The organism is Pseudomonas frederiksbergensis (genome assembly GCF_900105495.1).
GTDB lineage: Bacteria > Pseudomonadota > Gammaproteobacteria > Pseudomonadales > Pseudomonadaceae > Aquipseudomonas > Aquipseudomonas frederiksbergensis.
Window position 1 is genome coordinate 1,475,084 of the sequence record NZ_FNTF01000002.1, and the last position, 25,705, is coordinate 1,500,788.

Genomic DNA, 25,705 nt, shown 5'->3' on the forward strand with positions numbered 1-25,705 from the left:
TGCATCGCGAGCAGGCTCGCTCCCACAGGGGATTCGTGCAGGGCGCAGATCCAGTGTGGGAGTGAGCCTGCTCGCGATTGAGTGCGCAGCACTCACTGAGGTTATGCATCGCCTGCCGCCTCCAGCAAGATCCGCCCACTGGAGCAGGTCGCGGTCTCGTTGCGATAGGTGAAATACAACTTGCTGCGCGTCGGATCGAAGCGCAGGTGCAGTTGGACTTCATCGCCGGGGCGTACCAGTTGCTGGAATTTCAGCACTTCCATGCCAGCGAATTTTGCCGGCAGGTTCATCAGTTGTTGACCCAGCGTCAACGCCCATTCCACTTGCACCACGCCGGGCAATACCGGTGTCTGGGGGAAGTGGCCGCTGAAGTAGGCGAGGTCGGGTGGTACCGCCAGTTGCAGGTTCCATTCGCCATCGATTTCGAGCTGATCCAGCACTTCCGGCGCCTTTGGACGCGGCGCCAGCAGCAGGGTTTCAACGGTGGCTTGGGGCAGTTTGCCCTGAGCGTTCAGCGGCAGTTGCCGCAGCAGGCGCCAGCGTCGTGGCAGGGCCAGGGCTTCGCAATGCTGGTGCAGATGCTGACGCAGTTCTTGCGTGAGGGTGCGTCGACCCTGATTGCGCAAGGCATGCAGGCCTGATTCGGTCAGCACCAGCAGCGCACCTAATGAGGCGCGGTTTTCCTGAACCACGCCAAGACGCGCTTCGGCGACCCAGTCGTGGGCCATCAGTGCCTGTTCCAGCATCGGGAGCGAGATACGTTTTTCTTCCAGTTTGACGATCCGGTCCAGCCGTCCGAGCAGTTCGAAACGGCCGTCGGCAGCGATTCGCGCGGCATCCGCAGTGTGTTCGATATGCCCTGGCGGCAAGTACGGCGAAGCAATGAGCAGGGCGCCGTCGCTGTCCTGGCTCAACTCGATTCCAGCAAAGGCCTGCCAGAGCTCGTGGCCCTGACGCCAGGCGATACCGCCGGTTTCCGAGCTGCCGAGGATCTCCGTCGGCCATTGCTGCAGGCGTTGCTGAAGGCTGTGTGCGGCCTCGGCCGGCAAGGCACCGCCGGAGGAAAATACTCGGCGGACCGCACTTAATGCAGGCCAGTCGAGGTTGTCGCCCATGCGCTTGAGCAGCGCCGGGCTGGCGACCCAGGCAAACGCCGGGTGTCCGCGGCTGGCGCGCTGCAGGTCTTCAGGGAATGCCAGTTGCTTGCGCACAAACGAGCGCCCGGCGCACAGCGGCCACAGCACTCGAAACAATAATCCGTAGATATGTTGAGTGGCGACGCTGCCGATGATGCAAGCCGCGCCAAGATCGGCACCCCAGAGCTGTTCCAGCGCTTCGACTTCATTGGCCAGTTGGCGCAGGGTTTTGTCGATGCGCTTGGGCTCGCCGCTGGAGCCGGACGTGCACAGGCTCAGCGAACAGCGATCCAGATCCAGTGCAGCCGCGATCAACGGCGGGTGCCGGTAGTCGCTCAGGTGTGCGTCATCGGCCTGATCGGTCAGCCACAGATCGACTTCGGTCGACCAGCGCTGGCGAGTCTGGGCTTGCAGGTCTGCGGGCAGCAGCACGCTGACCCCGGCGCGCCAGGCACCGAGCAGGGCAATCGCCAGGTCAGCAGCGTCCTCAAGGTGCACGGCAATACGCCGCACACCCTGGGCTTGCAGGCCCGCGGCGAGGCTTAAAGCCTGTTCGGACAGCTGAGCGTGGTTCAGGGTCGGTTCGGCCGTCACGGCACGTTCCGGTTGTGCCTTGAGCAACAGGTGCTCAAGTTTTATCCAATTCATGGGTGGCCTCGTACCCGTTGTCGTATAAGCCATTCAATGGCAAACAGCAGGCCCATCAATCCGTAGGAAATCAGGCCGGTGTACAACATCCACCAACTTAGCGGCGCCCAAAGGGTCAGGGCGGCAGCGAGCAAACCGTTACAGAAGAAAAACACGCACCAGACGATCGTCACCTTGCGGGTATAAACAATCGCCTTGGCCGGCAGTTGCGGCTCGCGCAAACGCGCCAGGCGTTCGATGATCGGCGGGCCAACGATCAAGCTCAGGCCAAACAGGCCGAGCATGAACGCACTGATCAGCACCGGGTACCAGCGCAACAACAGCGGGCTGTCGAACAACGCCAGCAACAGGCAAAAGGCAATCGCGGTGATCGCCATCCACAGACTGCCAGGCTTGCGCGTACCGAACAGCGCCCGGGCCAGCCACAGGCTGCCCAGCAGCAGGCCGAACTGCCACGGCGCGAAATGTTCCATGCCGAAATACACCGCGAAGGGGTACAGCAGGCCCGCCAGCAGCAGGCCGAGGCCGATCAGTCGGCTCATGCGGCCGGCTGAACCAGACGGTAGACCGCCTCGACCACGTCGCTGACGGTACGCACCGACTTGAACTCTTCGGCAGCGATTTTCTTGCCAGTCTGGCGCTTGATGTGATCGATCAGGTCGACCGCGTCAATGCTGTCGATTTCCAGGTCCTGATACAGGTTGGATTCGAGGCTTACACGCTCCGGCTCCAGCTCGAAGAGTTCGACCAGAGCATCGCGCAGGGTGTTGAAGATGTCGTCACGAGTTTGCATGGTCCGGTCTCAAGCTGCCTGTTTTGCGGTGACGAACGCCGCAAGGCTCGCCACGTTGCTGAAGTGATTGCGAGTGTCCTTGGCGTCGGCATCGATTTTGATGCCGTATTTTTTCTGGATGGCCAGGCCGAGTTCCAGAGCGTCTACCGAATCCAGGCCCAAGCCTTCGCCGAACAGCGTCTGGTCGTCGCCGATGTCTTGTGCGCTGATGTCTTCAAGGCCCAGGGCGTCGATGATCAGTTCTTTGATTTCACGGTGTAGATCGCTCATCTTCGGCGAGCTCCTTAATGTAGTAGTGATGCAAATAGTCATTGAGCTTGCGCGAGGCCTGAGGAGCAGGGCCCAGCGAGGCAAAGGCTTGTGGATCTATATCGGCCCCGACACGGAAACTGAAGTGCACACGGCGTTTGGGGATCCGATACCAAGGCTCGGCCTTGGTCAATGTGGTCGGGTTGACCTTGATGATCACGGGGGTGAGGATTTTCGCACCGCGCAGAGCGATTGCCGCAGCACCCCGATGAAAGGCGGGTGCCTGGCCGGGCTGAGTGCGGGTGCCTTCGGGAAAGATGATCAGGGTCTGGCCGCTTTTCAGCGCGTCGGCAGCGGCATCGAGCATGTCCATGCTGCCGTCGTTGCTGATGTATTCGATGCAGCGTAGCGGGCCGCGGGTAAAAGGGTTCTCCCAGAGGCTTTTCTTGACCACGCAGTTGGCGTGGCGCACCAGGCCGATCAGGAACACCACATCGATCAGCGACGGGTGATTGGCGATGATCATTTGCCCCGGCCGACCAAGTTTTTCGGCGCCCTGGATGTCGTAAGTCAGCACGCCGCTACGCGCCATGAACCGCACAAAAAACCAGAACAGGCGGGCGACGGTGTGCCGTGCTCGCCGCCGGTGTGTCCGGGCATCGCCGGGCAGGCAATTGAGCAGCGGGAAAACCACCAGCCGCAGGCACAGGCCGCCCAACCCGAACAGGGCGAAGCTTGCGGCGGTAGCCAGCAGGCGCCAGTAATAGGCGTCGCGGTTTTTTTCGGTTACAGGTTGCGTTGCCAGGTCCATACACGATTTTTCCAGGCATGTTGGCAGGTGGTCTGCTGGCCGAGCAGGGTACGCAATAGGTTCAAGGCATGGGGCCATTGGGCTTTGGACAACTCATCCGAGGCGCTGTTCAGGGACAACTGCCAGTCGTTTCCGGGGGTGATCAGCAGGCCGACCGCATAAGGGAACGGCACGTCGTCGATCCAGGTCGAGTAGGCCTTGGGCGGTTGCTCTTCGGTGACGATCAGCAGTACCGCGGGAGCGCCTTCGGCAAGCATGGCCGCGGCCTCTAGCATGCCGTGTTCAAGGCCATCGCCGGCTGCCGCGAGGGCCGTCATTTCGCTGGTTTCGCCGCGCAGGATCGACCACAGGCCGATGATCGCGTTGTGCACGGACAGGCTGAATTGAGTCGGCGACAGCGGCTGATCAGTAGCCAGGTCGCTGAGAATCTCGAAAGTGCGCGGGGTTTCGCCGTGGCGCGAAATAAAGACCAACGGTAGGTCCTGGTGGCCATCGGCCAATGGCCAGCCAACGCTGAACGCCATCCGCGCCAGACGACTGAGTCGCCGGCGCTGCATGGCCGGCAGAAACGAGACGTCGGGTGCGGCATCGCTGCTCGCAAGCACGACCGGTTGTCGGCTCCAGGCTTGCCAATCGTCCACGCTTTCGAGCCCAGGGGCCCACGCGCGCCATTGGGCGATGTTGAAATTGATCACAGACATTCATCCCGCCCCTGCGGGCTTCCTTGACGCGGCGAGTCGCAAAAAACGCGAACTACCTTACGGAGCGCTGAGCGCTGAGTGGTGCGCATTATCCCGTTGCAGCGGGCGTGTAGCAAATGATGGTTACATTTTGCTCAATGAAATGTACCGGTTGGTTCGTGCGCGGCTGTCACTTGGCCATTATCCACATCGTAGTGAGCCTGTCTGTCGGCTCTAATCGGAGATCAACGACAGAGTCAGCGGCTTTTTTACTGAGAGATTGCCGATGACTGTGTAGTCCCGATGCCAGCGAGGTAGCTAAGCAGCGCCGTGGACTACTACACTCGATCATTCTTTGATACACGGAGGTTTTGACATGCGGCGCGTGGTGTTCAATCAGAAAGGTGGCGTAGGCAAATCCAGCATTGCCTGCAATCTGGCGGCGGTCAGTGCCAGCGAGGGTTATCGCACCCTATTGGTGGATCTCGATGCCCAGGCCAACTCCACTCAGTACCTGACGGGACTCACCGGTAATGACATTCCTATGGGTATTGCCGATTTTTTCAAGCAGACCCTGTCATCCGGACCGTTCTCCAAGAAAAACCAGGTCGATATCTACGAAACCCCGTTCGACAACCTCCACGTCATCACGGCCACCGCCGAGCTGGCTGACTTGCAGCCCAAGCTTGAGGCCAAGCACAAGATCAATAAGCTGCGCAAATTGCTCGAAGAGCTGAGCGGCGATTACGACCGGATCTACCTCGATACACCGCCAGCGTTGAATTTTTACGCGGTATCTGCACTGATTGCCGCTGATCGCGTACTGATTCCCTTCGATTGCGACAGCTTTTCGCGTCAGGCGCTGTACGGCCTGTTGGCGGAAATCGAAGAATTGAAGGATGACCACAACGAAGGCCTGGAAGTCGAAGGGATTGTCGTCAACCAGTTCCAGGCTCGCGCCAGTCTGCCCCAGCAAATCCTCGACGAACTGATCGCCGAAGGTTTGCCGGTATTACCGGTGTACCTGGGCAGTTCGGTGCGCATGCGTGAATCCCACCAGGCCAACACGCCGCTGATTCACCTCGATCCGCGTCATAAGCTGACGCAGCAATTCGTCGATCTGCACAACTTGCTGGAAAATGCCTGATTGCGTGGATGACGCCCAATCACTGTGGGAGTGAGCCTGCTCGCTGCCACAATTGGATATGCAGTGCTTTCAGATACCCTGGCTACGCAACCAGCTCATCAACTGCGGTAACGGGAAGGCCCCGCTTTGACGCGCCACTTCCCGGCCGTTCTTGAACAGGATCAGACTCGGGATCGAACGGATCCCCAGTTGCGCCGACAACTGCTGGTTAGCCTCGCTGTCCAGCTTGGCCAATCGGCACTTGCCCGCCAATTGCACCGCCGCCTGCTCGAACACCGGCGCAAACGACTTGCACGGCCCACACCAATCCGCCCAAACGTCCACCAGCAACGGCAGATCACCTTTGACCTGGCTGGCGCAATCGCTTTGCTTCAGTTCAAAGGGTTTGTTCAGCAGGACTTCGGCTTTGCAGCGGCCGCATTTTGGATGGTCGTTGAGGCGTTCGGCGGGGATGCGGTTGAGGCCGTTGCAGTGGGGGCAGGGGATGAGAAGTGGGTCGGTCATGCGGATGATCCTGTAAAGAAGCCGATCATCTCTATGTGGAGACGTCTGCTCACATTTTCAATCGTGCAGAAGGACACGGCCTATCTAGGCTGAGGTGGCGCCGGTTGGACCATTGGTCTGCTCGTGAATATCGCATCGTGCGATATTCGTCGTCTGTGTTTAACTCTTCCATAGCACTCGGCTACATGATGCGCGAACACGGCCTGACTCAGAGTGACCTGCCCGGGGTTGGCACTCAATCGGTGGTATCCGAGATCTTGAGCGGCAAGCGTCAGCTCAACCTGCGACAGATCCGCTGGTTGGCCGAGCGCTTCGGGGTGTCGGTGGAGACCTTCATCTGATCGGGTTCAGGAAGAGCAACTGATCTCCAGATGCTTGCCCCATTCCGGCGGCCGCTCGGCGTAGCTCTCCATCCCCGGTTGCTCCTCGAACGGATTGCTCAGCACCGCGTGCAGGCGGCGAACTTCTGCATAGTCGCCGCTTTCTGCCGCATTGATGGCTTTCTGCGCCAGATAGTTGCGCAGGATGTAGAGCGGATTCACCGCATGCATCCGGGGGCGGCGCTGCTCTTGGTCAACCTCACCTTCGCGGGCAACGCGGGCCACATAGAGCTCACCCCAGGCATCGAAGCCTTTGATATCGACGAAGTCATCGCGCAAACGGGCGACGGCCAGTTCAGGAGATTCGTCTCCCAAACGGCGGAAAAACAGGCTGTAGTCGACGCCACTGTTCTGCATCAGTTGCAGCAGGTGCTCCAGCAGTTTCTGGTCATCGTCTTCGGCCGTGGTGAAACCGAGACGGCGGCGCATCAGGTCCAGGTAATGGGCCTGGTACAGCGGGAAATACAGGCCGAGGGTTTCGCGCAGGGCTTCGACGCTGATGAACGGCGTCAGGGCCTGGGCGAGGGCGCTGAGGTTCCACTGGCCGATCGGTACCTGGTTGCTGTAGGAGTAACGGCCCTGGTCATCGGAGTGGTTGCAGATGAAATGAGCGTCGAAGTCGTCTAGGAAGGCGAACGGGCCGTAGTCGAAGGTAATACCGAGGATCGACATGTTGTCGGTGTTCATCACGCCGTGGCAGAAACCATAGGCCTGCCATTTGGCGATGAGCTCGGCGTTGCGCTCGACGATTTCGCGGAACATCGCCAAGTACGGTTCCGGCTGTTCCAGGCATTCCGGGAAATGCATGGCCAGCACGTGGTCGCCGAGTTCTTTCTGCTTCTCGGGACGTTTGGTGTAGTAGAAATATTCGAAATGCCCGAAGCGCACATGGCTCGGCGCCATGCGCAGGACCATGGCCGCGCGTTCCTGCTTCTCGCGCCACACCGGCGTGTCGGAGCCGATCACGCAGAGGGCGCGGGTGGTCGGGATGTTCAGGGCGTACAGCGCTTCGGAGGCAAGAAATTCGCGAATCGAGGACCGCAGCACCGCCCGCCCGTCACCCATGCGCGAAAAGGGCGTCTGGCCGGCACCCTTGAGGTGCAGGTCCCAATGCTCGCCGGCCTCGTTGTAGACCTCGCCCAGCAACAGACCGCGACCATCGCCCAACTGTGGGTTGTAGGACCCGAACTGATGTCCTGAATAGACCATTGCCCTGGGGACCGCGTCGGCCCAGAGCTTATGGCCGCTGAACAGTTCGGCGAACTCAGGGGTTTCGGCTTCCGCAGGGTCGAGATCGAGCAGCGCCATGGCGGCAGGGCTGGCCACCACCAGGCGCGGGTTGTCGATCGGCTCGGGCAGCACGTGGGTGGAAAACGTATCGCCCAGGCGAGCGAAACGATTATCGAAGGTCAGTTCGTCGAGGGCTTTCAAGGGCCATCTCCAGCAGAATGTCCGAGCATTCTGCTAGGGATAAGCCGCTTAGTCGAGCTTGGCGGCTGGCGGCTCTTGCAGCGGTTGGCCATCGGGTTTGGGCACGATGGTTTTGGCTTCCGGATCGACGGGCACCATTCTGTATTCCTGGCCCTGGATGTTCTTGAGGTAAACCTCCATCTGCCGGAACGAGATGTTGATGTGCTGTTTCTTGAACTCGCGATTGATGAAGCGGTTGACCTCGTCGAGCACCGGGTTACGGTCACCGAGGTCGCGCACATGCATGCGCAGCTCGTGGTCGAGGGTGCTTTCGCCGAAATTCAGGAAGTACACGTGGGGTTCCGGATCTTTCAGCACTCGCGGGTTATCGCGCGCAGCCTTGAGCAGCAATTCCTTGACCAGGTCCAGGTCGGAGCCGTAATCGACACCGAGCTTGAGGGTCACTCGAGTGATGGTGTCGGTCAGGGACCAGTTGATCAGTTGCCCTGTAATGAACGTCTTGTTCGGGACGATGATGTCCTTGCGGTCGAAGTCGGTGATGGTTGTGGCACGGATGCGGATCTTGCTCACCGTACCGGACAGGTTACCAATGGTGATGGTGTCGCCGATCCGTACCGGACGTTCGAACAGGATCATGATCCCGGAGATGAAGTTCGCGAAGATTTCCTGCATCCCGAAGCCGAGACCCACCGACAGCGCCGCCACCAGCCATTGCAACTTGTCCCAACTCACGCCGAGTGTCGACAGGGTCGAGACGAAACCGATACCGGCGATCACATAGGACAGCAGGGTGGTGGTGGCGTAGGCGCTGCCCTGAGCCAGGTTCAGCTTCGACAGCACCAACACTTCCAGCAACCCCGGCAAGTTGCGCGCGAGGGCGAAGGTGATGCCGATGATGATCAACGCGCCGAGCATGTCGCCAATGCTGATCGGCACCATGCTCATATTGGCGCCGGTGCCGCTGGTGTATTCGTAGAGGGTGACGTTGTCCAGGTACGAGAACACCGAGATCAGGTCCGACCAGACCCAGTACAGCGCCGCGATGAAACCGCCCAGCAGTGCCAGGCGGATCAGGCGCAGGGACTGTTCGTTGACCTTCTCGATATCCAGCGTTGGCTCTTCGATCACCGCTTCGCCGTCGCCGGCCTCTTTCGCGGCCTGGCGTTTGGCCAGGGCGCGCTGGTAGGCCAGGCGGCGTGCGGCAACGCTGAGGCCGCGCACGAAGGTGGCCTCGATCACCAGCCAGAACATCAGCAGGTAAAGGGTGTTGATCAACCGGTCACTGAGCTTCAGCGCGGTGTAGTAATAGCCGAAGCACACCGCCACGAACAGCGCCACAGGCAGGACGGTGAATATGACCCCCACGGCCTTGCGGAACAACGAAGCGTTCTGGTGAGTCGGGCTGCTGATCAGCAGGCGACTGAGCAGCCAGGCCATCAGCGCGTAGCAGGTCAGCACCACCGGCATGCCGAGTACGTCATCGGCCAGGGTGGCGGGTTGCAGCTCGGCGACCGCCACCACCGCGACCAGGGCCATGACCACCAGACCGAGTCGACGGACCCAGCCCTGCAGGAATTCGACCTGCGGTTTTTCCCAGCGGAAATGCAGTTCGGCCACGCCGCCCGGCGCGAGTATCCGGTAGGCGGTGTAGAACACTAGCCAGGCCTGGGCCATTTGCAGCAGCGCTGCGCCCATGTTCGCGTTTTGTCCGCGGGCGTCGATTTGCAAGGCCAGGCCACACAAGGCAAGGCCCAGGGACACTGGCATCGCCAGCAGAATGTTGATCAGGATTGCCTGCGGCGTGTGCCACTGGCTGTCGCGTTTGAAGTGGCCGATGTCCTGGTGAACCTTGCTCAGTCGGGCATACAGGCTTTTGCGCCGCCACAGCAGGGCACCGATCAACAATGCCAGGGGCAGGAACAGCAGCGGCCGTTGGGTCAGGCCATCACTTAATTCGCTCAGGCTGGAAGCCCACGGCAGCGTGGTGACCTGACGTTCCAGGCGCTCCGGCACGGCGCGCATCCATTCCAGGTCCAGCGGCTTGTTGCTGGGAATCCAGAACATCTGTTCATCGAGGGTCGCCCGCAGGCTTTGCGCGGTGCTGAGCAGTTGCTTCTGGTTGAGTTGCAACGTGATGGATTCATTGAGCACCGCGCTGAGTTCGCGGTTCAGCCGCTCCAGCAGGTCGGCGCGGGTCGTGGCCAGGTCCAGCAGGCTCTTGCGCAATTGCGGGGTGACTTGCTCGGGAGGCTGGGTCGACAGCAGGTTGTCGACGTAGGTCGCCGGGTTGCTGAGCAGTTCCCGTTGCTGGCTGACTTCGAATTGATAGAGGCGAATGTCGGCGATCTGGTCGGCCAGGTCACGGTCGAGCTTGAGGCGTGGCAGGGCCTGTTTCTGTTTGTAGAGAATCTTGGAGAGCAGCAGGCTGCCCTTGAGCACGTTGATCTGCTCTTCCAGCGCCGAGTCGCTCTGGGTCACGTTGTCCAGTTGCTGCTTGGTCTGCAGGTTTTGCTGGGTGACTTCGTTTAGTCGGTCAGTACTTTTGAGCAGGTAATCGGAAAGCTTGAGGTTGGCTGCGCTTTCGGTAGCCAACAGGGCGCTGCCGCCGGATTTCTGCGCTTCGATGGACTGCTGGGTCACTGTCTCCTGGGACTGGGCCAGGCGCTTCTGGTTGATCAGGGTTTGCAGCTCCTGGATTTCCTGATCCAGGCGATCGGATTTTTCCGAGAGCAAGTCATGCTGGCTGTTGCCCAGGTCCTGCAGTTGATTGTTGCCGGCCAGTTCCTGGCGACGCAACGGGATCAGGGCATTCAGCGCCGCGAGCTCGGCGTTGAGCAGGTCGCGTTGCTCAGGGGTCAAGGTCTTGCCGGCGTCCTTGCCGATCTTGAGGATGTTGTTGATCTGCTGGATGCGCGTCTGGCTGGTGGAGATTTCCGCCTGGGCGCGTTCGGGGCGGGTCTGGGCGGTAATCACCAGACTGTTGGCTTCCGAGAGGGCCTTCTGCAGATCGCTTTGCTGAGTGGAGCGCTCGGTGAGCATTTGCTCCAGCTGCTGAATAGGCTCTTTGGCATAGCGCTGCGGCACCGGCAGCACTTTGCTGGCTTTGAGCTTGGCCAGTTCGCGCTGATTCTCGATGTTCTGCTTTGGGGCGTTGGCCAGTTGTTGCTTGAGATCGGCCAGCTTCTGCTCGTAATCACGCTTGTTGTTGAGCTGTGTCAGCGTGTTTTGCAGGATGCTCTGCAGGGCTTTCTGATCGGCTTCCGGCAATTTGCGCTCGGCGATCTTGTTCAGGTTCGCCTGCACGGCTTCGCTGGACGGCGGTTCGGCCGCTTGCAATGTACCGACAGAAAGACTCAAGCCCAGCAGGGCCGTAATGATGAACGTGCGCAGGGTTGACATAGAGACCGATCGAAAACGAGACGAAGTGTGGAGTTTAGAGGAAGAGTCCCGGGCCGGGGCGACTTCCTTCGGGGAATCTGACGCCCACTTTACCGATCTTGTTCCCTTCCATGACAGCGACGGTCCAAATGGTGTTGTTCCATTCCACCTGGTCACCGACTACCGGAGCACCGCCCACTTTCTGGGCAATGAAGTGGCCGAGCGACATGTCCGGATCGATGCCTTCCACTTTCAACCCGTACAGCGCCGCAACCGCGGCCAACTGGGCGTCTCCTTCGAGTACGAAGTCGCCGAAGAAGCGCAAATCGAGGCCCCGTTGCGGTGCCTGGCTGAAGAGTTTTCCGAGGGCCGGAAGGTTGTGTTCATGGCCGATTACGCACAGCAAATCGTCGACTTCGAGCACCGTACTACCCGACGGATGGAGGAGTTGCTGGCCCCGAAACAGGGCTGCAATGCGGGTGCCTTCGGGCATTTTCAGTTCGCGAAGGGGTGAGCCGATGCACCATTTCTCAGCACCGAGGCGATAAACGAACAGCTCCCACTCACTGGTGACGTGGACTTCCAGGGCGGCGCGGGAGATCGGTGCCGGCTCCGGCGGAACGGTGACTTTCAAAAGCTTCGCCACCCATGGCAGGCTCGTGCCCTGCACCAGCAACGACACCAGCACGATAAAGAAGGCGAGGTTGAAATAGAGCTGCGCGTTGGGCAGGCCGGCCATCAGCGGGAACACCGCCAGAATGATCGGGACCGCGCCGCGTAGCCCGACCCAGGAAATGAACGCCTTCTCGCGCCCATGGAATGCCTTGAACGGCAGCAGGCCGACGATCACCGACAACGGCCGCGCAAACAGAATCATCCACAGCGCCAGGCCCAGGGCGGGCAGGGCAATCGGCAACAGGTCGTGGGGTGTTACCAGCAACCCCAGCACCAGGAACATGCCGATTTGTGCCAGCCACGCCATGCCATCGAGCATGTGCAAAATGCCGTGGCGGCTGCGCACAGGGCGATTGCCGATGACCAGGCCGCACAGGTAAACCGCCAGGAAGCCGCTGCCGTGCAAGGCGTTGGTCAGGGCAAACACGACCAATCCGCCAGCAATGACCAGGATCGGGTACAGGCCGGTGGCCAAGTGGATACGGTTGACCAGTTGCAACATGACCCAGCCGCCGCCCAGACCGATGACAGCGCCGATACCGAACTCACGCAAAAAGTGCCCGAGCAGGCTCCAGTGCAGACCGGACTGGCCGCTGGCGAGCATGTCGATCAGGGTCACGGTGAGGAACACCGCCATCGGGTCGTTGCTGCCGGACTCGATTTCGAGGCTGGCGGTCACCCGTTCGTTCAAGCCTTTGCCGCCAAGCAGCGAGAATACCGCAGCGGCGTCGGTGGAGCCGACGATAGCGCCGATCAGCAGGCCTTGAATCAGGTTCAGGTCGAACAGCCACGCGGCGGCCATACCGGTCAGCCCGGTGGTGATCAACACCCCGACCGTCGCCAGCGACAGCGCCGGCCATAACGCCACGCGGAAGCTGGAAACCCGGGTGCGCAAGCCGCCGTCGAGCAGGATGACTGCCAGTGCGAGGTTACCGACCAGATAAGCCGTTGGGTAGTTATCGAAGATAATGCCGGCGCCATCGACGCCGGCCGACATGCCCACCGCGAGGATGATCACCAGAATCGGGATGCCAAGGCGCGATGAAAGTGAGCTCACCAGAATGCTTGCACCTACCAGCAACGCGCCGATCAAGAACAGGCTGTTGATGGTCGTCGCATTCAAAGGCAGTACTCCAGAAAGCTAAAGGCGGGCGCAAACTGACCATGCAGTCTGCGTGCCAGCGATTCTAACCTGTTGAAATGTGATGCTGTCAAAAAGCTTTTGACCTTGTGGCGAAGGGGCTTGCCCCCGTTCGGCTGCGTAGCAGTCGAAATTCTGGGGCCGCTGCGCGACCCAACGGGGGCAAGCCCCCTCGCCACAGGGTTAGAGACTAAACCGCCCGACCATGTTGTTCAGGTCCAGCGCCAATCGCGACAACTCATTGCTCGCGGCACTGGTCTGGTTGGCCCCGGTCGCCGACTGCACCGACAGATCGCGAATGTTCACCAGATTGCGGTCCACTTCACGGGCCACTTGCGCCTGCTCTTCGGCCGCGCTGGCGATCACCAGGTTGCGTTCGTTGATTTCGACGATTGCACTATTAATAGTGTCCAGCGACATGCCAGCCCCACGAGCGATGTTCAACGTCGACTCGGCGCGCTCGGTGCTGTTGCGCATCGAATCCACCGCGTGCTCGGTACCGCTCTGGATGCTGCCGATCATGCGTTCGATTTCGCTGGTCGACTGTTGGGTGCGATGCGCCAAGGCACGAACCTCGTCCGCGACCACGGCAAATCCACGACCGGCCTCACCGGCGCGGGCCGCTTCGATGGCTGCGTTCAATGCCAGCAGGTTGGTCTGATCAGCCAGGCCGCGAATCACGTCCAGCACTTTACCGATGTCACGGGACTCGTTGGCCAGTTCGCCAATCAGGGTGGCGGTGCTCTGCACGTCGGCGCTCATGCGTTCGATGGCGCTGACGGTTTCCTGCACCAGGTCACGGCCATCACCGGCAGAGGTGGTGGCATTTTTCGAGGCTTCGGACGTGCTGACGGCATTGCGCGCGACTTCTTCCACGGCGCTGGTCATTTCGTTGACCGCGGTGGCAGCCTGTTCGATTTCGTTGTTCTGCTGGGTCAGGCCACGAGCGCTTTCGTCGGTGACGCTGTTGAGCTCTTCAGCGGCGGACGCCAGTTGCGTGGCGGAACCGGAAATCCGTTGCAGGGTGTCGCGCAGCTTGTCCTGCATCTTCGACATGGCCAGCAGCAAGCGGCCGGCTTCGTCCTCACCATCGACGGTGATCGGGCGGGTCAGGTTGCCCTCGGCAATTTCTTCGGCAGCGCTCAGGGCGTTGGCGATCGGCTTGGTGATGCTGTTGGTCAGCAACCAGGCGAAAAGAAGGGTCAGGCCACTGGCGATGACCAGCAACGTAATCACCAGATTGAGGGACGTCGAATACTGCTCACCGGCACGCGTGTCGGTTACTTCTATCTGTTGGGTGTTGATCTCAAGCAACTTCGCGAGGGCTGAGTTGACTGCTTCGGAGTTGGAGAGTAATTCGCTGTTGAGCATGGCGCGCAGTTCGTCGACCTGGTTGTTGCGCGAGAGCGTCTTCATCCGGTCTTCGAGTTGGCGATACTGCGCCAGCAACTGCACGTATTGATCGTAAGCAGCGCGTTCCTGCGGGCCGTCGATCAGCGGTTCGTAGACTCGTTGAGCGTCGCGGATCTGCTGATTACGCAGTTCAAACAGCTCGAAAGTTTTCTGCTGCACATCAGGTTCGCGGTTAACCAGCAAACGATAGGACAGCACTCGCAGGCGCAGGGTCAACTGAGTGAACTCGTCGAGGCTCTTGATGCTCGGCACGCTCATGGAGGCGATGTCTTCACCCGCACCGCGAATCTTGCTCATCTGGTTCAAGGCAAACACACCCAGAATCAGCATCAGGCCGCCAATCAGGGCAAAACCGAGGAACGCCCGTGGCGCGATATTCATATTACGAAGGGACATGGTGTTTACCGAAAAGAGCGCATTCGTGCGGCGCTGAGACTGACGTATGGATGACTTATCGGTCATACGACTAAAGTCTTGAGGCCCTGCGCGTTTTTGTCGCACAAACGCTTCGGCGACGAAGTGCAGGAACCAGATCCGCCAATCACAGTCTTTAAAGTTCGCGAGGACGGTCGCCCGCCAGGAAAATCAAGGCTTTGCGCCCCAATACCCCTGGCATCCGTGGTGACTTTTCTTTATCGTACGCGCCCTTTGAAAATGCTCGGAAAATCAAAATGTTGGAAGCATCCCTAAGCCAATTAGAACAGCTGGTCAGCGACCTGGTGCAACAGAACCAGACCCTGCTCGGCAGCAACCAGACCCTGAGCGCAGAATTGGCCCAGGCCAAGGATGAAAACGAAAGCCTGCAACTGAGCCTGATGGAACAGGAAGAGAAACAAGGTGCCACCGCTGCACGCATCCAGGCCCTGGTTGAGCGCGTCAGCGCCGGCCCGGTCAGCGCATGAATCACGGCTCCGCAGGGGTAAAAGTCGTCTCGATCCTGGGGGAGGACTATTCGATCAAGGCGCCGGCCGGGGAAGAGCAAACCCTGCTGGACGCCGCGTTAATGCTGAAGGCTGCCCTGGCTGACACCAAAAGGAAGTACCCGACGCTGATCGGTGACCGCTTGCTGGTATTGGCCGCGATGAATCTGTGCTCCCAGCAGATCGAAATGCAGAAACAGCACAAGCAGGAACTCGACCGTTACCAAGAGCAAGTCAGCGCCACGGTTGAAGTGATTTCCAAGACGATCAATCAGGCCTGATCGGCTTTGCGCACAACCAAAGAATAAATTGTCGCTTGCGTTGTATACAATCGGCACGGCTGTTGCAGTGTTTCAGCCTCTTATTCTTTGGGGGTGCTCCATGCAGTTCTGGCGACGCAGTATTCAATGGCAGTTGATCCTAAGCATGGGCACCGCCCTGCTGGTCAGTATCCTGATCGTGGTTGGCATTTATACCCTCGTGGTCAACCGTCTCGCCGAGCGCTATCTGGTCGAACAAGCGCTGCCGTCGAGCATCGAAGCGATGCGCAACGACATCGAGCGAATCCTCGTTCAACCCCTCACCGCCGCCAAGGACATCGCCAGTAACAGCATGGTGCGCGACTGGCTGGCCGGGGGCGAAAACAGCGCCCAGACCGATACCTTCGTGGAGTATCTGGAAGGCATCCGCGCCGAGCACAAAGCCTTTACCGCGCTGATCGTCGGCACGGCTTCAAACCACTACTTCAATGAAAAAGGCCTGGACCGGACCCTCAGCCGTTCCAACCCCAAAGACGCCTGGTTCTATTCGTTTCTCGACAGCAACCAGCCGCGCACCCTCAATATCGACAATGACACCGCGACCGGAGAGTTGGCGCTGTTCATCGACCTCAAGGTCGAGCAGGCCGGCAAAGTCGTGGGCGTTGCCGGGCTTGGCCTGAGCATGAAAGAGCTGTCGGAGCTGATCCACAACTTCAACTTCGGTGAGCGCGGCAAGGTCTATCTCGTACGTTCCGACGGTTTGATCCAGGTTCACCCCGAGGCTCAGTTCAGCGGCAAACGCACGTTGGCCGAACAGATTGGCGCCCCGGCAGCGCAAGCGGTCATGGCTCAAAAAGCCGCCAGCAGTAGCAGTTTTATACGCGAGGGCGAAGATTTTCTGGCATTGAGCCTGCCGTTGCGGGACCTGGGCTGGACCCTGGTGGCCGAAGTGCCGCAGTCGCAGATCTACGCTGAAGCCCGCCGCGCGATGTGGATGAGCAGCGGCATCGGCCTGGCGGTGGCGCTGGTGTGCCTGATGCTGGTGGTGTTGTTGGCCCGTGGCTTGGTGCGGCCGATTCGTCAGGTAACAGCGGCGCTGGTAGCCATTGGTAGCGGTGGTGGAGATTTGACCCACCGGTTAGATTCCAGCCGCGCCGATGAACTGGGTGACCTGGCTCGCGGCTTCAATCGATTCCTGGAAAGCCAGCGCGACATGATCGGCGAAGTGCTGACCACCAGCGAGCGTTTACGCACGGCCGTCGGCCAAGTGGCGCGGGTGGTGGACAACACCGCCGAACGCTCTGGCCGCCAACAGGAAATGACCGACATGGTCGCCACCGCCGTCCACGAAATGGGCCTGACCGTGCAGGAAATCGCCCAGAACGCCGGCAACGCCGCGGTGGCTTCACAAACTGCCCGGGATGAGGCGATGCAGGCGCGGGAAGTGGTGGGCGGGTCGATCCGGCATATTGAAAGCATGTCCGATGAAATCGGCCTCGCTGCCAGCGCGGTGGGCGAGTTGGCCAATCAGGTGGCATCCATCGATCAGGTGCTGGCAGTGATTCGCGGGATTTCCGAGCAAACCAATTTGCTCGCGCTCAACGCGGCCATCGAAGCGGCGCGGGCCGGGGACATGGGGCGCGGGTTTGCGGTGGTCGCGGATGAAGTGCGCACGTTGGCGCGGCGTACGCAGTCGTCGACCGATGAGATTCAGCAGATGATTGGCAGCCTCAAGCAAGGCGCGGAGAACGCGGTGTCGTCGATGCATTCCGGGCAAGCGGCGACCGGCACGGGCGTCGAGTCGAGCCAGCGCACCGGGGTGTCGTTGACGGCGATTACCGGCCAGGTGGAGCGCATCAGCGACATGAACCATCAAGTGGCGGCGGCAACGGAAGAGCAGTCGGCGGTAACGGAAGAGATCAACCGGAACGTGCAGGGGATTTCAGATCTGGCCCGTGCCACCGCCGGGGAGGTCAGGGCTTGCCGTGAGGACTGTCAGACATTGCAGCGCTTGGCCGATGATCTGGCGCGGCAGATGGGTAGCTTCAAACTCAGCTGACCGATCGTTCCCACGCTCCGCGTGGGAACGATCAGTGAGAGGGTGTCAGAACCATTCATCCTGCATCGTCAGGCACACATCATCCCGCGCCTCAAGAATCGCCAGTTCATGGTGACAACCCGGCACTTCCCACGTCAGAAAATACCGCGCCGCCTGTAGCTTGCCTTTATAGAAGCTCACATCCGCCGCATTCCCTTTGGCCAACCCTTCCTCAGCGCGAATCGCCTGCTCCAGCCAGCGCCAGCCAATCACCGTGTGCCCGAACACTTTCAGGTACAGCGCCGAGTTCGCCAGGCTGCTATTAACCTTGCCTTGCCCCAAATCCGTCAGCAGGCCAATGGTCACCGTTTGCAGGCGCGCCACCAGTTTCTCCAGCGGCTCACGCAGCGCGGTTAACGATTCATGCGCTTGAGCGCGTTCGGCGGTGTCGGCAATCAGGCGGATCAATTGCTTGAGCCCCGCACCACCGTTCTGCGCCAGTTTGCGGCCCAGCAGGTCCAGCGATTGAATGCCGTGGGTCCCTTCGTGGATCGGGTTCAGGCGGTTATCGCGGTAATACTGCTCCACCGGGTATTCGCGGGTGTAGCCATGGCCGCCGAGTATCTGGATCGCCAGTTCGTTGGCCTTGAGGCAAAACTCCGACGGCCAGGATTTGACGATCGGCGTGAGCAAATCCAGCAGTTCATGGGCCTGTTTGCGCTCGGCTTCCGTCTCAAGGGTCGTGGTGTCGTCAAACAGCCGCGCCGCGTACAACCCCAGGTCGAACGAACCTTCGACGTAGGCTTTCTGGGTCAGCAACATGCGTTTGACGTCGGCGTGTTGAATGATCGCCACCGGTGCGGTGTTCGGGTCCTTGCTATCCGGCACGCGACCTTGCGGACGTTCGCGGGCGTATTCCAGGGAATACAAATACCCGGCGTAACCGAGCATCACCGCGCCCATGCCGACGCCGATCCGCGCCTCGTTCATCATCTGGAACATGTAGCTCAAACCGTGATGTGGCTTGCCCACCAGGTAGCCGACACACTCGCCGTTATCGCCGAAGTTCAGCGCGGTGGAGGTGGTGCCGCGCCAGCCCATCTTGTGGAACAACCCGGCCAGCAACACATCGTTGCGTTTGCCCAGGCTGCCGTCATCGTTGACCAGAAACTTGGGCACGATGAACAGCGAAATGCCCTTCACCCCGGCCGGTGCGTCCGGCAACTTGGCCAGCACCATGTGCACGATGTTTTCCGACAGCGGGTGATCACCGCCGGAGATGAAAATCTTGTTGCCCTTGAGGCGATAGGTGCCGTCAGACGCAGGCTCTGCGCGGGTACGAATATCCGACAGCGACGAGCCAGCATGCGGCTCGGTCAGCGCCATGGTGCCGAAGAAACGACCGTCGATCATCGGTTGCAGGAAGCGCTGTTTCTGCTCCTCGGTGCCGAAACTTTCGATCAGGTTCGCCGCGCCCATGGTCAGGAACGGATAAGAAGTCGACGCCGCGTTGGCTGACTGAAAGTGCGCAAAGCACGCTTGGGACAGCAGCGTAGGAAGTTGCATGCCGCCGGCATCGAAACTGCGCGCAGCGTTGAGGAAACCGGCTTCAAGGAAGGCGTCCACCGCCGGTTTCACTTCCGGAATCAGAATCGCCTGACCATCCTCGTAGCGCGGTTCGTTCTCGTCACCCTTGCGGTTGTGCGGGGCGAAGAACTTCTCGGCGATGGTGCGGGCGGTGCCGATGGCGGCGTCGAAGGTCTCGCGGTTGTGCTCGGCGAAACGCTCACGCTGGGTCAGGCCCTCGGCATCAAGGACTTCATACAGCTCGAAAGCCAGATTGCGGGAACTGAGCAACGTCTCGGACATGGCGGCCTACCTTTTTTTGGAATGGACCGAGTCTAGGCGTGGGAATAGAGGCTGAACAGGATGATTGATATGGGTGATGGTGGAGCAGCGCAGCGACTTAGCGGGCGACACAAGCAACTGTGGGAGCGGGCTTGCCCGCGATAGCGCCAGACCAGCCAACATCATCAGTGACTGATACATCGCTATCGCGGGCAAGCCCGCTCCCACAGGGGTTTTGCAAACCAGGCACCCATTGCGGATGCCCGGTCTTATTGCGGTTTAACCGATAGTCATCAAGCTGGCATTACCACCCGCCGCAGCAGTGTTAACGCTCAACGCCCGCTCGATCACCAGACGCTCCAGCGCAATATTGGTTTCGCCCTGCGACAAACCATGAACCCCGACAATCGCGCCGGCACGCTTGGCCACTTGCTGGCAGACCGCGCGCAGCTGATCGGAATGGCCGTGATGCAGAACCGCATCAAAGACCACTTCGTCCTTGCTCCAGTCGGAAACCAGCTTGATCTTCGCCTGAATGTCCTTCGGCAGACGTGCGAACAGCGCCTTGGTCAATTCAGCTTCCGGCCATACCGCCGAACCGCCGACGGCCAATACCGCCGCCAGTTGCGTGAGCAGATCGCCTTCGACTTCCGCCAGGCACAGCACGTGTTCGCGCGGCAGAATGGCGTAGCTGTTGCGCTCGCCGGTCGGGCCCGCCAGAAGACGAGTGATCCCGCTTTGCGATTGCGCCGCGAACTGCACGCAAAGGGTGCTCAGGTCGGTGAACTTGTTGCTGTCGGCCCAGGCTTTCAGGGCTGTCAGCGGCTTGCTCATGGCATCACGCAGACGAACGTCCGGCGCCGCGATGGCATCACCGCGAGCGAAGGATTGTTCGATTGCATCGGTAGGACGTGTCGACAACAGACGGTACAGGTACAACGGACCACCGGCTTTCGGACCTGTACCCGACAGGCCTTCGCCACCGAACGGTTGCACGCCGACCACAGCACCTACGATGTTGCGGTTGACGTAGACGTTGCCGGCGTTGACGTTGTCGATCACCTTGGCGATGGTCTCGTCGATGCGCGTGTGTACGCCCAGCGTCAGGCCGTAACCGGAGGCGTTGATCTGACCGATCAGCTGATCGATGTCTTTGCGCTTGTAGCGAACCACGTGCAGCACCGGGCCGAAGATCTCCCGTTGCAGTTCGTCGAAGCTTTCCAGTTCGATCAACGTCGGCATCACAAAGGTGCCGCGTTTGACTTCTTCGGTGTTGGCGATTGCCACCTGGTAAACGCTGCGACCTTTATCGCGCATGCCCTGGATGTGCTTCTCGATACCGGCCTTGGCTTCGGCGTCGATCACCGGGCCGATGTCCACCGACAGGCGTTCCGGGTTACCGAGACGGCATTCAGCCATGGCACCTTTAAGCATTTCGATGACACGGTCAGCGGAATCTTCCTGCAAGCACAGCACACGCAGCGCCGAGCAACGTTGTCCGGCGCTGTCGAAGGCCGACGACACTACGTCGATCACGACTTGTTCGGTCAGTGCCGAGGAGTCGACGATCATTGCGTTCTGGCCACCGGTTTCGGCGATCAACGGAATCGGGCGACCTTGAGCATCCAGGCGACCAGCGACATTGCGTTGCAGCAAACGAGCGACTTCGGTGGAACCGGTGAACATCACGCCTTTAACCCGATCGTCACCGACCAGACGCGCACCAACGGTTTCGCCACGGCCCGGCAGCAGTTGCAGCACGCCTTCCGGAATCCCGGCTTCGAGCAGCAAGCGCACGGCTTGAGCGGCTACCAGCGGGGTTTGTTCCGCAGGTTTGGCCAAAACCGGGTTACCGGCAGCCAGTGCCGCAGCGACTTGGCCGCTGAAGATCGCCAGCGGGAAGTTCCACGGGCTGATGCACACCACCGGACCCAATGGACGGTGGGCGTCGTTGGTGAAATCGTTGCGCGCCTGCACCGCGTAGTAACGCAGGAAGTCCACGGCTTCACGCACTTCGGCGATGGCGTTGGCGAAGGTCTTGCCCGCTTCGCGAGCCAGCAGGCCCATCAGTGGCTGGATTTCGCCTTCCATCAAATCAGCGGCACGTTCCAGAATCGCGGCGCGCTCGGCGGGCGGAGTGGCCTGCCAGATCGGTGCAGCGTTCAGGGCGCACTGGATCGCGTTATCGACGTCTTCGACGGTCGCTTCCTGTACGTGGCCAACCACGTCACGCAGATCCGACGGGTTCAGCACTGGCGCAGGGGTTTCGCTGCTGGACGCGCAACCGAGCATCGGCGCGGCTTTCCAGTGGTTATGAGCGGTTGCCAGCAGGGCGCAGGACAGCGAAGCCAAACGATGTTCGTTGGCCATGTCAATGCCGCTGGAGTTGGCGCGCTCGGCACCATAAAGATCACGCGGCAGCGGGATACGCGGGTGCGGCAGGCCGAAGCCGCCTTCCAGCGTAGCCATCTGCTCGATGCTGGCCACTGGATCGGCCACCAGCTCCTGAATCGAAATGGATTGGTCGGCAATGCGGTTGACGAACGAGGTGTTCGCACCGTTTTCCAGCAGACGACGTACCAGGTACGCCAACAGTGTTTCGTGCGTGCCAACCGGAGCGTACACGCGGCACGGACGGTTCAGCTTGCCTTCGGAAACTTTGCCTACAACCTGTTCGTACAGCGGTTCACCCATGCCGTGCAGGCACTGGAACTCGTACTGGCCGGGGTAATAGTTCTGACCGGCGATGTGGTAAATGGCCGACAGGGTATGGGCGTTGTGCGTGGCGAATTGCGGGTAGATGACTTCCGGCACCGACAGCAATTTGCGAGCGCAGGCGATGTAGGAAACGTCGGTGTACACCTTGCGGGTGTAGACCGGATAGCCTTCCAGGCCTTCGACCTGGGCGCGCTTGATTTCGCTGTCCCAGTACGCGCCTTTTACCAGGCGGATCATCAGGCGATGACGGCTGCGACGAGCCAGGTCGATCACGTAATCGATCACGTACGGGCAACGCTTTTGATAAGCCTGGATCACGAAACCGATGCCGTTCCAGCCGGTCAGTTGCGGCTCGAAGCACAGGCGCTCCAGCAGATCCAGCGACAACTCGAGGCGGTCGGCTTCTTCGGCGTCGATGTTCAGGCCGATGTCGTATTGCTTGGCCAGCAGGGTCAGCGACAGCAGGCGCGGGTACAACTCGTCCATCACGCGCTCGTACTGCGCACGGCTGTAACGCGGGTGCAGTGCCGACAGCTTGATGGAAATGCCAGGACCTTCATAAATCCCACGACCGTGGGACGCTTTGCCGATCGAGTGGATGGCTTGTTCGTACGAGGCCAGGTACTTCTGGGCGTCGTGCTCGGTGAGTGCGGCTTCACCCAGCATGTCGTAGGAGTAGCGGAAGCCTTTGGCTTCGAACTTGCTGGCGTTGGCCAGGGCTTCGGCGATGGTTTCGCCAGTGACGAACTGCTCGCCCATCAGGCGCATGGCCATGTCGACGCCCTTGCGAATCATCGGCTCGCCGCTCTTGCCGATGATGCGGCTCAAGGACGATGTCAGGCCGGCTTCGTTGTGGGTGGCGACCAGTTTGCCGGTCAGCAGCAAGCCCCAGGTGGCGGCGTTGACGAACAGCGACGGGCTGTTGCCCAAGTGCGGGTGCCAGTTGCCGGTGCTGATTTTGTCGCGAATCAGTGCGTCACGGGTGCCTTTGTCCGGGATACGCAGCAGCGCTTCGGCCAGGCACATCAGCGCCACGCCTTCCTGGGACGACAGGGAAAATTCCTGCAACAGGCCCTGAACAATTCCGGCACGGCCGCCGGCGCTTTTCTGATTGCGCAGTTTTTCGGCAATCGAGGCGGCGAGCTTGTTGGTGGCTTCGGCCATCGAGGCTGGCAGGCGAGCCTGCTCGATCAGCATCGGCACCACTTCCGGCTCAGGGCGACGGTAAGCGGCGGTGATCGAAGCGCGCAGCACCGATTGCGGCAAGATGCTTTCGGCGAACTCCAGGAAGCACTGATGCGCGTGATCGACGTGGATCTCGCCCGCATCGTCAACTTCCTTGCCATTCAAACCGTTCAGCTCGGACAGGGTTGCACCACCCTCGAGTTTTTCCAGGTAATTGAAAATTGCCTGCTTGATCAGCCAGTGTGGCGTGCGATCAATCGAGGTCGCGGCGGCCTTGAGGCGCTCGCGGGTCGGGTCGTCAAGTTTGACCCCAAGGGTGGTGGTAGCCATATTTTTATCCTCATGTTTGCCACGACCGCGTGGCATCAGCTGGCGGCAAGATTAGCCGCGCAACCGTCGAGGTGCAACCGGGTGCAACCCTTTTTTTGTCGGAATAATACGCAGCTCGTCAGGAAATAAATTCCGGTACGAACGTACTGCTCCTGCTTGGTGCTTTTGCTTCTAGTAAACCGCCAGGACTGCGCTAAAAGGGAGCAAAAACAGGCTTTTTTCAAGTAAATCCGACTAGGTGCAACTTATTCGCTCGAAACTGGTTGCACCTTATTTACTTTGTTGAATAGCATTCGCGCCCAAGGTGCAACCGGTCAAAAAAGACAGGTGTACCGGCTGATGGCTTTCCTGGGGAAACATCAGTCATTAAATGCGCGGGCCCGGAAATCGTCTGAACGAACATTGTCGTTTGTCGGCGCTTTCACACTCTGCCGCTACATAAAAACAAAGCCAGGGCATCACTCAAATGAGCGTAAGCAATCCAACACTGATCACGTTCGTGATCTACATCGCAGCAATGGTGCTGATCGGCTTCATGGCCTATCGCTCCACCAACAACCTTTCTGACTACATTCTGGGCGGTCGCAGCCTGGGCAGCGTCGTGACTGCATTGTCCGCCGGCGCCTCCGACATGAGCGGCTGGTTGTTGATGGGCCTGCCGGGCGCTATCTACATGTCCGGTCTCTCCGAAAGCTGGATCGCCATCGGTCTGATCATCGGTGCTTACCTGAACTGGCTGTTCGTCGCCGGCCGCCTGCGCGTGCAGACCGAGCACAACGGCGATGCGCTGACCCTGCCGGATTACTTCTCCAGCCGTTTCGAAGACAAAAGCGGCCTGCTGCGGATCATCTCTGCGGTCGTGATCCTGGTGTTCTTCACCATCTACTGCGCGTCCGGCATCGTGGCCGGTGCCCGTCTGTTCGAAAGCACCTTCGGCATGTCCTACGAGACTGCGCTGTGGGCCGGTGCTGCGGCGACTATTGCCTACACCTTCGTTGGCGGTTTCCTGGCAGTGAGCTGGACTGACACCGTACAAGCCACCCTGATGATCTTCGCCCTGTTGCTGACGCCGATCATCGTGCTGCTGGCCACTGGCGGCATCGACACCACGTTCCTGGCCATCGAAGCGCAAGATCCAAGCAACTTCGACATGCTGAAAAACACCACCTTCATCGGCATCATCTCGTTGATGGGCTGGGGCCTGGGCTACTTCGGTCAGCCGCACATCCTGGCGCGATTCATGGCGGCGGATTCGGTCAAATCGATCGCTAACGCTCGCCGCATCTCCATGACCTGGATGATCCTGTGCCTGGGCGGCACCGTGGCTGTAGGCTTTTTCGGTATTGCCTACTTCTCGGCAAACCCTGCCGTGGCCATGCCAGTGAGCGAAAACCACGAACGTGTGTTCATCGAACTGGCCAAGATCCTGTTCAACCCATGGGTTGCCGGTGTACTGCTGTCGGCCATTCTGGCTGCTGTGATGAGCACCCTGAGCTGCCAATTGCTGGTGTGCTCGAGCGCCCTGACCGAAGACTTCTACAAAACCTTCCTGCGTAAAACCGCTTCCCAGGTCGAGTTGGTCTGGGTTGGTCGTGCCATGGTGTTGCTGGTTGCCTTGATCGCTATCGCATTGGCCGCTAACCCGGAAAACCGTGTGCTGGGTCTGGTCAGCTACGCCTGGGCTGGTTTCGGTGCTGCGTTCGGTCCGGTTGTCCTGATCTCCGTGATCTGGAAAGACATGACCCGCAACGGCGCACTGGCCGGCATCCTGGTCGGCGCGATCACCGTGATCGTGTGGAAACACTTCGAACTGCTGGGCCTGTACGAAATCATCCCTGGTTTCATCTTCGCCAGCCTGGCGATCTACATCGTCAGCAAACTGGGCGAGCCTACCAAAGGCATGCTTCAGCGCTTCGCCGCTGCCGAGGCAGATTTCCGCCTGAACAAATGATGGGGATGAGCTGATGCTCTGACCTTTCGCCGAACATGAAAACGGCCCGTTTCCTTATGGATGCGGGCC

General features: G+C 60.2%; 17 protein-coding genes and 4 pseudogenes. 7 read left to right on the forward strand and 14 right to left on the reverse strand.

The window, feature by feature from the left end:
• Positions 1-101: 101 nt before the first annotated feature.
• Genes BLW70_RS07325 through BLW70_RS07350 form a run of 6 tightly spaced genes read right to left on the reverse strand, consistent with a single transcriptional unit; the run spans position 102 to position 4,338 of the window.
• Positions 102-1,784, reverse strand: coding sequence for an acyl-CoA synthetase family protein (locus BLW70_RS07325; protein WP_074872971.1), 1,683 nt, complete (start codon positions 1,782-1,784; stop codon positions 102-104).
• Complete coding sequence (locus BLW70_RS07330; RefSeq protein WP_074872973.1) at positions 1,781-2,326, reverse strand: COG4648 family protein; 546 nt, start codon at positions 2,324-2,326, stop codon at positions 1,781-1,783. Before BLW70_RS07330 ends, BLW70_RS07325 begins: the two co-directional genes overlap by 4 nt.
• Positions 2,323-2,577, reverse strand: coding sequence for an acyl carrier protein (locus BLW70_RS07335; protein WP_028622164.1), 255 nt, complete (start codon positions 2,575-2,577; stop codon positions 2,323-2,325). Before BLW70_RS07335 ends, BLW70_RS07330 begins: the two co-directional genes overlap by 4 nt.
• Before the next feature lie 9 nt (positions 2,578-2,586).
• A complete protein-coding gene (locus BLW70_RS07340) occupies positions 2,587-2,847 on the reverse strand; it encodes a phosphopantetheine-binding protein (protein WP_008149626.1) in 261 nt (86 codons plus the stop codon).
• A complete protein-coding gene (locus BLW70_RS07345) occupies positions 2,828-3,637 on the reverse strand; it encodes a lysophospholipid acyltransferase family protein (protein ID WP_074872976.1) in 810 nt (269 codons plus the stop codon). Before BLW70_RS07345 ends, BLW70_RS07340 begins: the two co-directional genes overlap by 20 nt.
• Positions 3,613-4,338: a beta-ketoacyl synthase chain length factor gene (locus BLW70_RS07350; RefSeq protein ID WP_074872978.1), complete on the reverse strand. Its 726-nt coding sequence runs from the start codon at positions 4,336-4,338 to the stop codon at positions 3,613-3,615. Before BLW70_RS07350 ends, BLW70_RS07345 begins: the two co-directional genes overlap by 25 nt.
• A gap of 355 nt (positions 4,339-4,693) precedes the next feature.
• Between BLW70_RS07350 and BLW70_RS07355 the strand changes: the two genes are divergently transcribed.
• Positions 4,694-5,464: a ParA family protein gene (locus tag BLW70_RS07355; protein ID WP_074872981.1), complete on the forward strand. Its 771-nt coding sequence runs from the start codon at positions 4,694-4,696 to the stop codon at positions 5,462-5,464.
• A gap of 69 nt (positions 5,465-5,533) precedes the next feature.
• On the opposite strand, the gene trxC is transcribed toward BLW70_RS07355, so the two are convergent.
• On the reverse strand, positions 5,534-5,968 hold the full coding sequence (trxC, locus tag BLW70_RS07360; protein WP_074872984.1) for a thioredoxin TrxC: 435 nt from the start codon (positions 5,966-5,968) through the stop codon (positions 5,534-5,536).
• A 176-nt stretch (positions 5,969-6,144) separates the two neighbouring features.
• Between trxC and BLW70_RS07365 the strand changes: the two are divergent.
• Positions 6,145-6,309: pseudogene (locus tag BLW70_RS07365) on the forward strand (helix-turn-helix domain-containing protein); the annotation flags it as partial.
• Positions 6,310-6,315: 6 nt separating this feature from the next.
• Here BLW70_RS07365 and selO read toward each other — a convergent pair.
• The 5 genes and pseudogenes from selO to BLW70_RS31660 all read right to left on the reverse strand — a co-directional run.
• The gene (selO, locus tag BLW70_RS07370; RefSeq protein ID WP_074872987.1) at positions 6,316-7,779 is read right to left on the reverse strand and encodes a protein adenylyltransferase SelO; all 1,464 of its coding nucleotides are present in this window, start codon (positions 7,777-7,779) and stop codon (positions 6,316-6,318) included.
• A 48-nt stretch (positions 7,780-7,827) separates the two neighbouring features.
• Complete coding sequence (gene mscK, locus BLW70_RS07375) at positions 7,828-11,178, reverse strand: mechanosensitive channel MscK (RefSeq protein ID WP_074872990.1); 3,351 nt, start codon at positions 11,176-11,178, stop codon at positions 7,828-7,830.
• 34 nt (positions 11,179-11,212) lie between these two features.
• Positions 11,213-12,955 carry a potassium/proton antiporter gene (locus BLW70_RS07380; RefSeq protein ID WP_074872993.1) on the reverse strand — a complete coding sequence of 581 codons (1,743 nt, stop codon included), beginning with the start codon at positions 12,953-12,955 and terminating at the stop codon, positions 11,213-11,215.
• Positions 12,956-13,291: 336 nt separating this feature from the next.
• Positions 13,292-14,209, reverse strand: a pseudogene (locus tag BLW70_RS31655) (methyl-accepting chemotaxis protein); the annotation flags it as partial.
• A gap of 114 nt (positions 14,210-14,323) precedes the next feature.
• Positions 14,324-14,848: pseudogene (locus tag BLW70_RS31660) on the reverse strand (MCP four helix bundle domain-containing protein); the annotation flags it as partial.
• Positions 14,849-15,057: 209 nt separating this feature from the next.
• Here BLW70_RS31660 and BLW70_RS07390 point away from each other — a divergent pair.
• The 4 genes and pseudogenes from BLW70_RS07390 to BLW70_RS31430 all read left to right on the forward strand — a co-directional run bounded on the left by BLW70_RS07390 (position 15,058) and on the right by BLW70_RS31430 (position 17,625).
• Positions 15,058-15,288, forward strand: coding sequence for a hypothetical protein (locus BLW70_RS07390; protein WP_074872998.1), 231 nt, complete (start codon positions 15,058-15,060; stop codon positions 15,286-15,288).
• The gene (locus tag BLW70_RS07395; RefSeq protein ID WP_074873001.1) at positions 15,285-15,587 is read left to right on the forward strand and encodes a cell division protein ZapA; all 303 of its coding nucleotides are present in this window, start codon (positions 15,285-15,287) and stop codon (positions 15,585-15,587) included. The genes BLW70_RS07390 and BLW70_RS07395 overlap by 4 nt, the downstream gene beginning before the upstream one ends.
• Positions 15,588-15,732: 145 nt before the next feature.
• Positions 15,733-16,758 (forward strand): annotated as a pseudogene (locus BLW70_RS31425) (HAMP domain-containing protein); the annotation flags it as partial.
• 135 nt (positions 16,759-16,893) lie between these two features.
• The gene (locus tag BLW70_RS31430; RefSeq protein ID WP_404942673.1) at positions 16,894-17,625 is read left to right on the forward strand and encodes a methyl-accepting chemotaxis protein; all 732 of its coding nucleotides are present in this window, start codon (positions 16,894-16,896) and stop codon (positions 17,623-17,625) included.
• Positions 17,626-17,670: 45 nt separating this feature from the next.
• Here the strand turns inward: BLW70_RS31430 and BLW70_RS07405 are convergent, their stop codons facing one another.
• Complete coding sequence (locus BLW70_RS07405; RefSeq protein WP_074873007.1) at positions 17,671-19,473, reverse strand: acyl-CoA dehydrogenase; 1,803 nt, start codon at positions 19,471-19,473, stop codon at positions 17,671-17,673.
• 258 nt (positions 19,474-19,731) lie between these two features.
• Entirely contained in the window at positions 19,732-23,685 is a 3,954-nt protein-coding gene (putA, locus tag BLW70_RS07410) for a trifunctional transcriptional regulator/proline dehydrogenase/L-glutamate gamma-semialdehyde dehydrogenase (protein WP_074873011.1), read from the reverse strand.
• A gap of 466 nt (positions 23,686-24,151) precedes the next feature.
• On the opposite strand from putA, the gene putP reads away from it, so the two are divergent.
• The gene (gene putP, locus BLW70_RS07415; protein ID WP_074873014.1) at positions 24,152-25,636 is read left to right on the forward strand and encodes a sodium/proline symporter PutP; all 1,485 of its coding nucleotides are present in this window, start codon (positions 24,152-24,154) and stop codon (positions 25,634-25,636) included.
• Positions 25,637-25,705 lie beyond the last annotated feature (69 nt).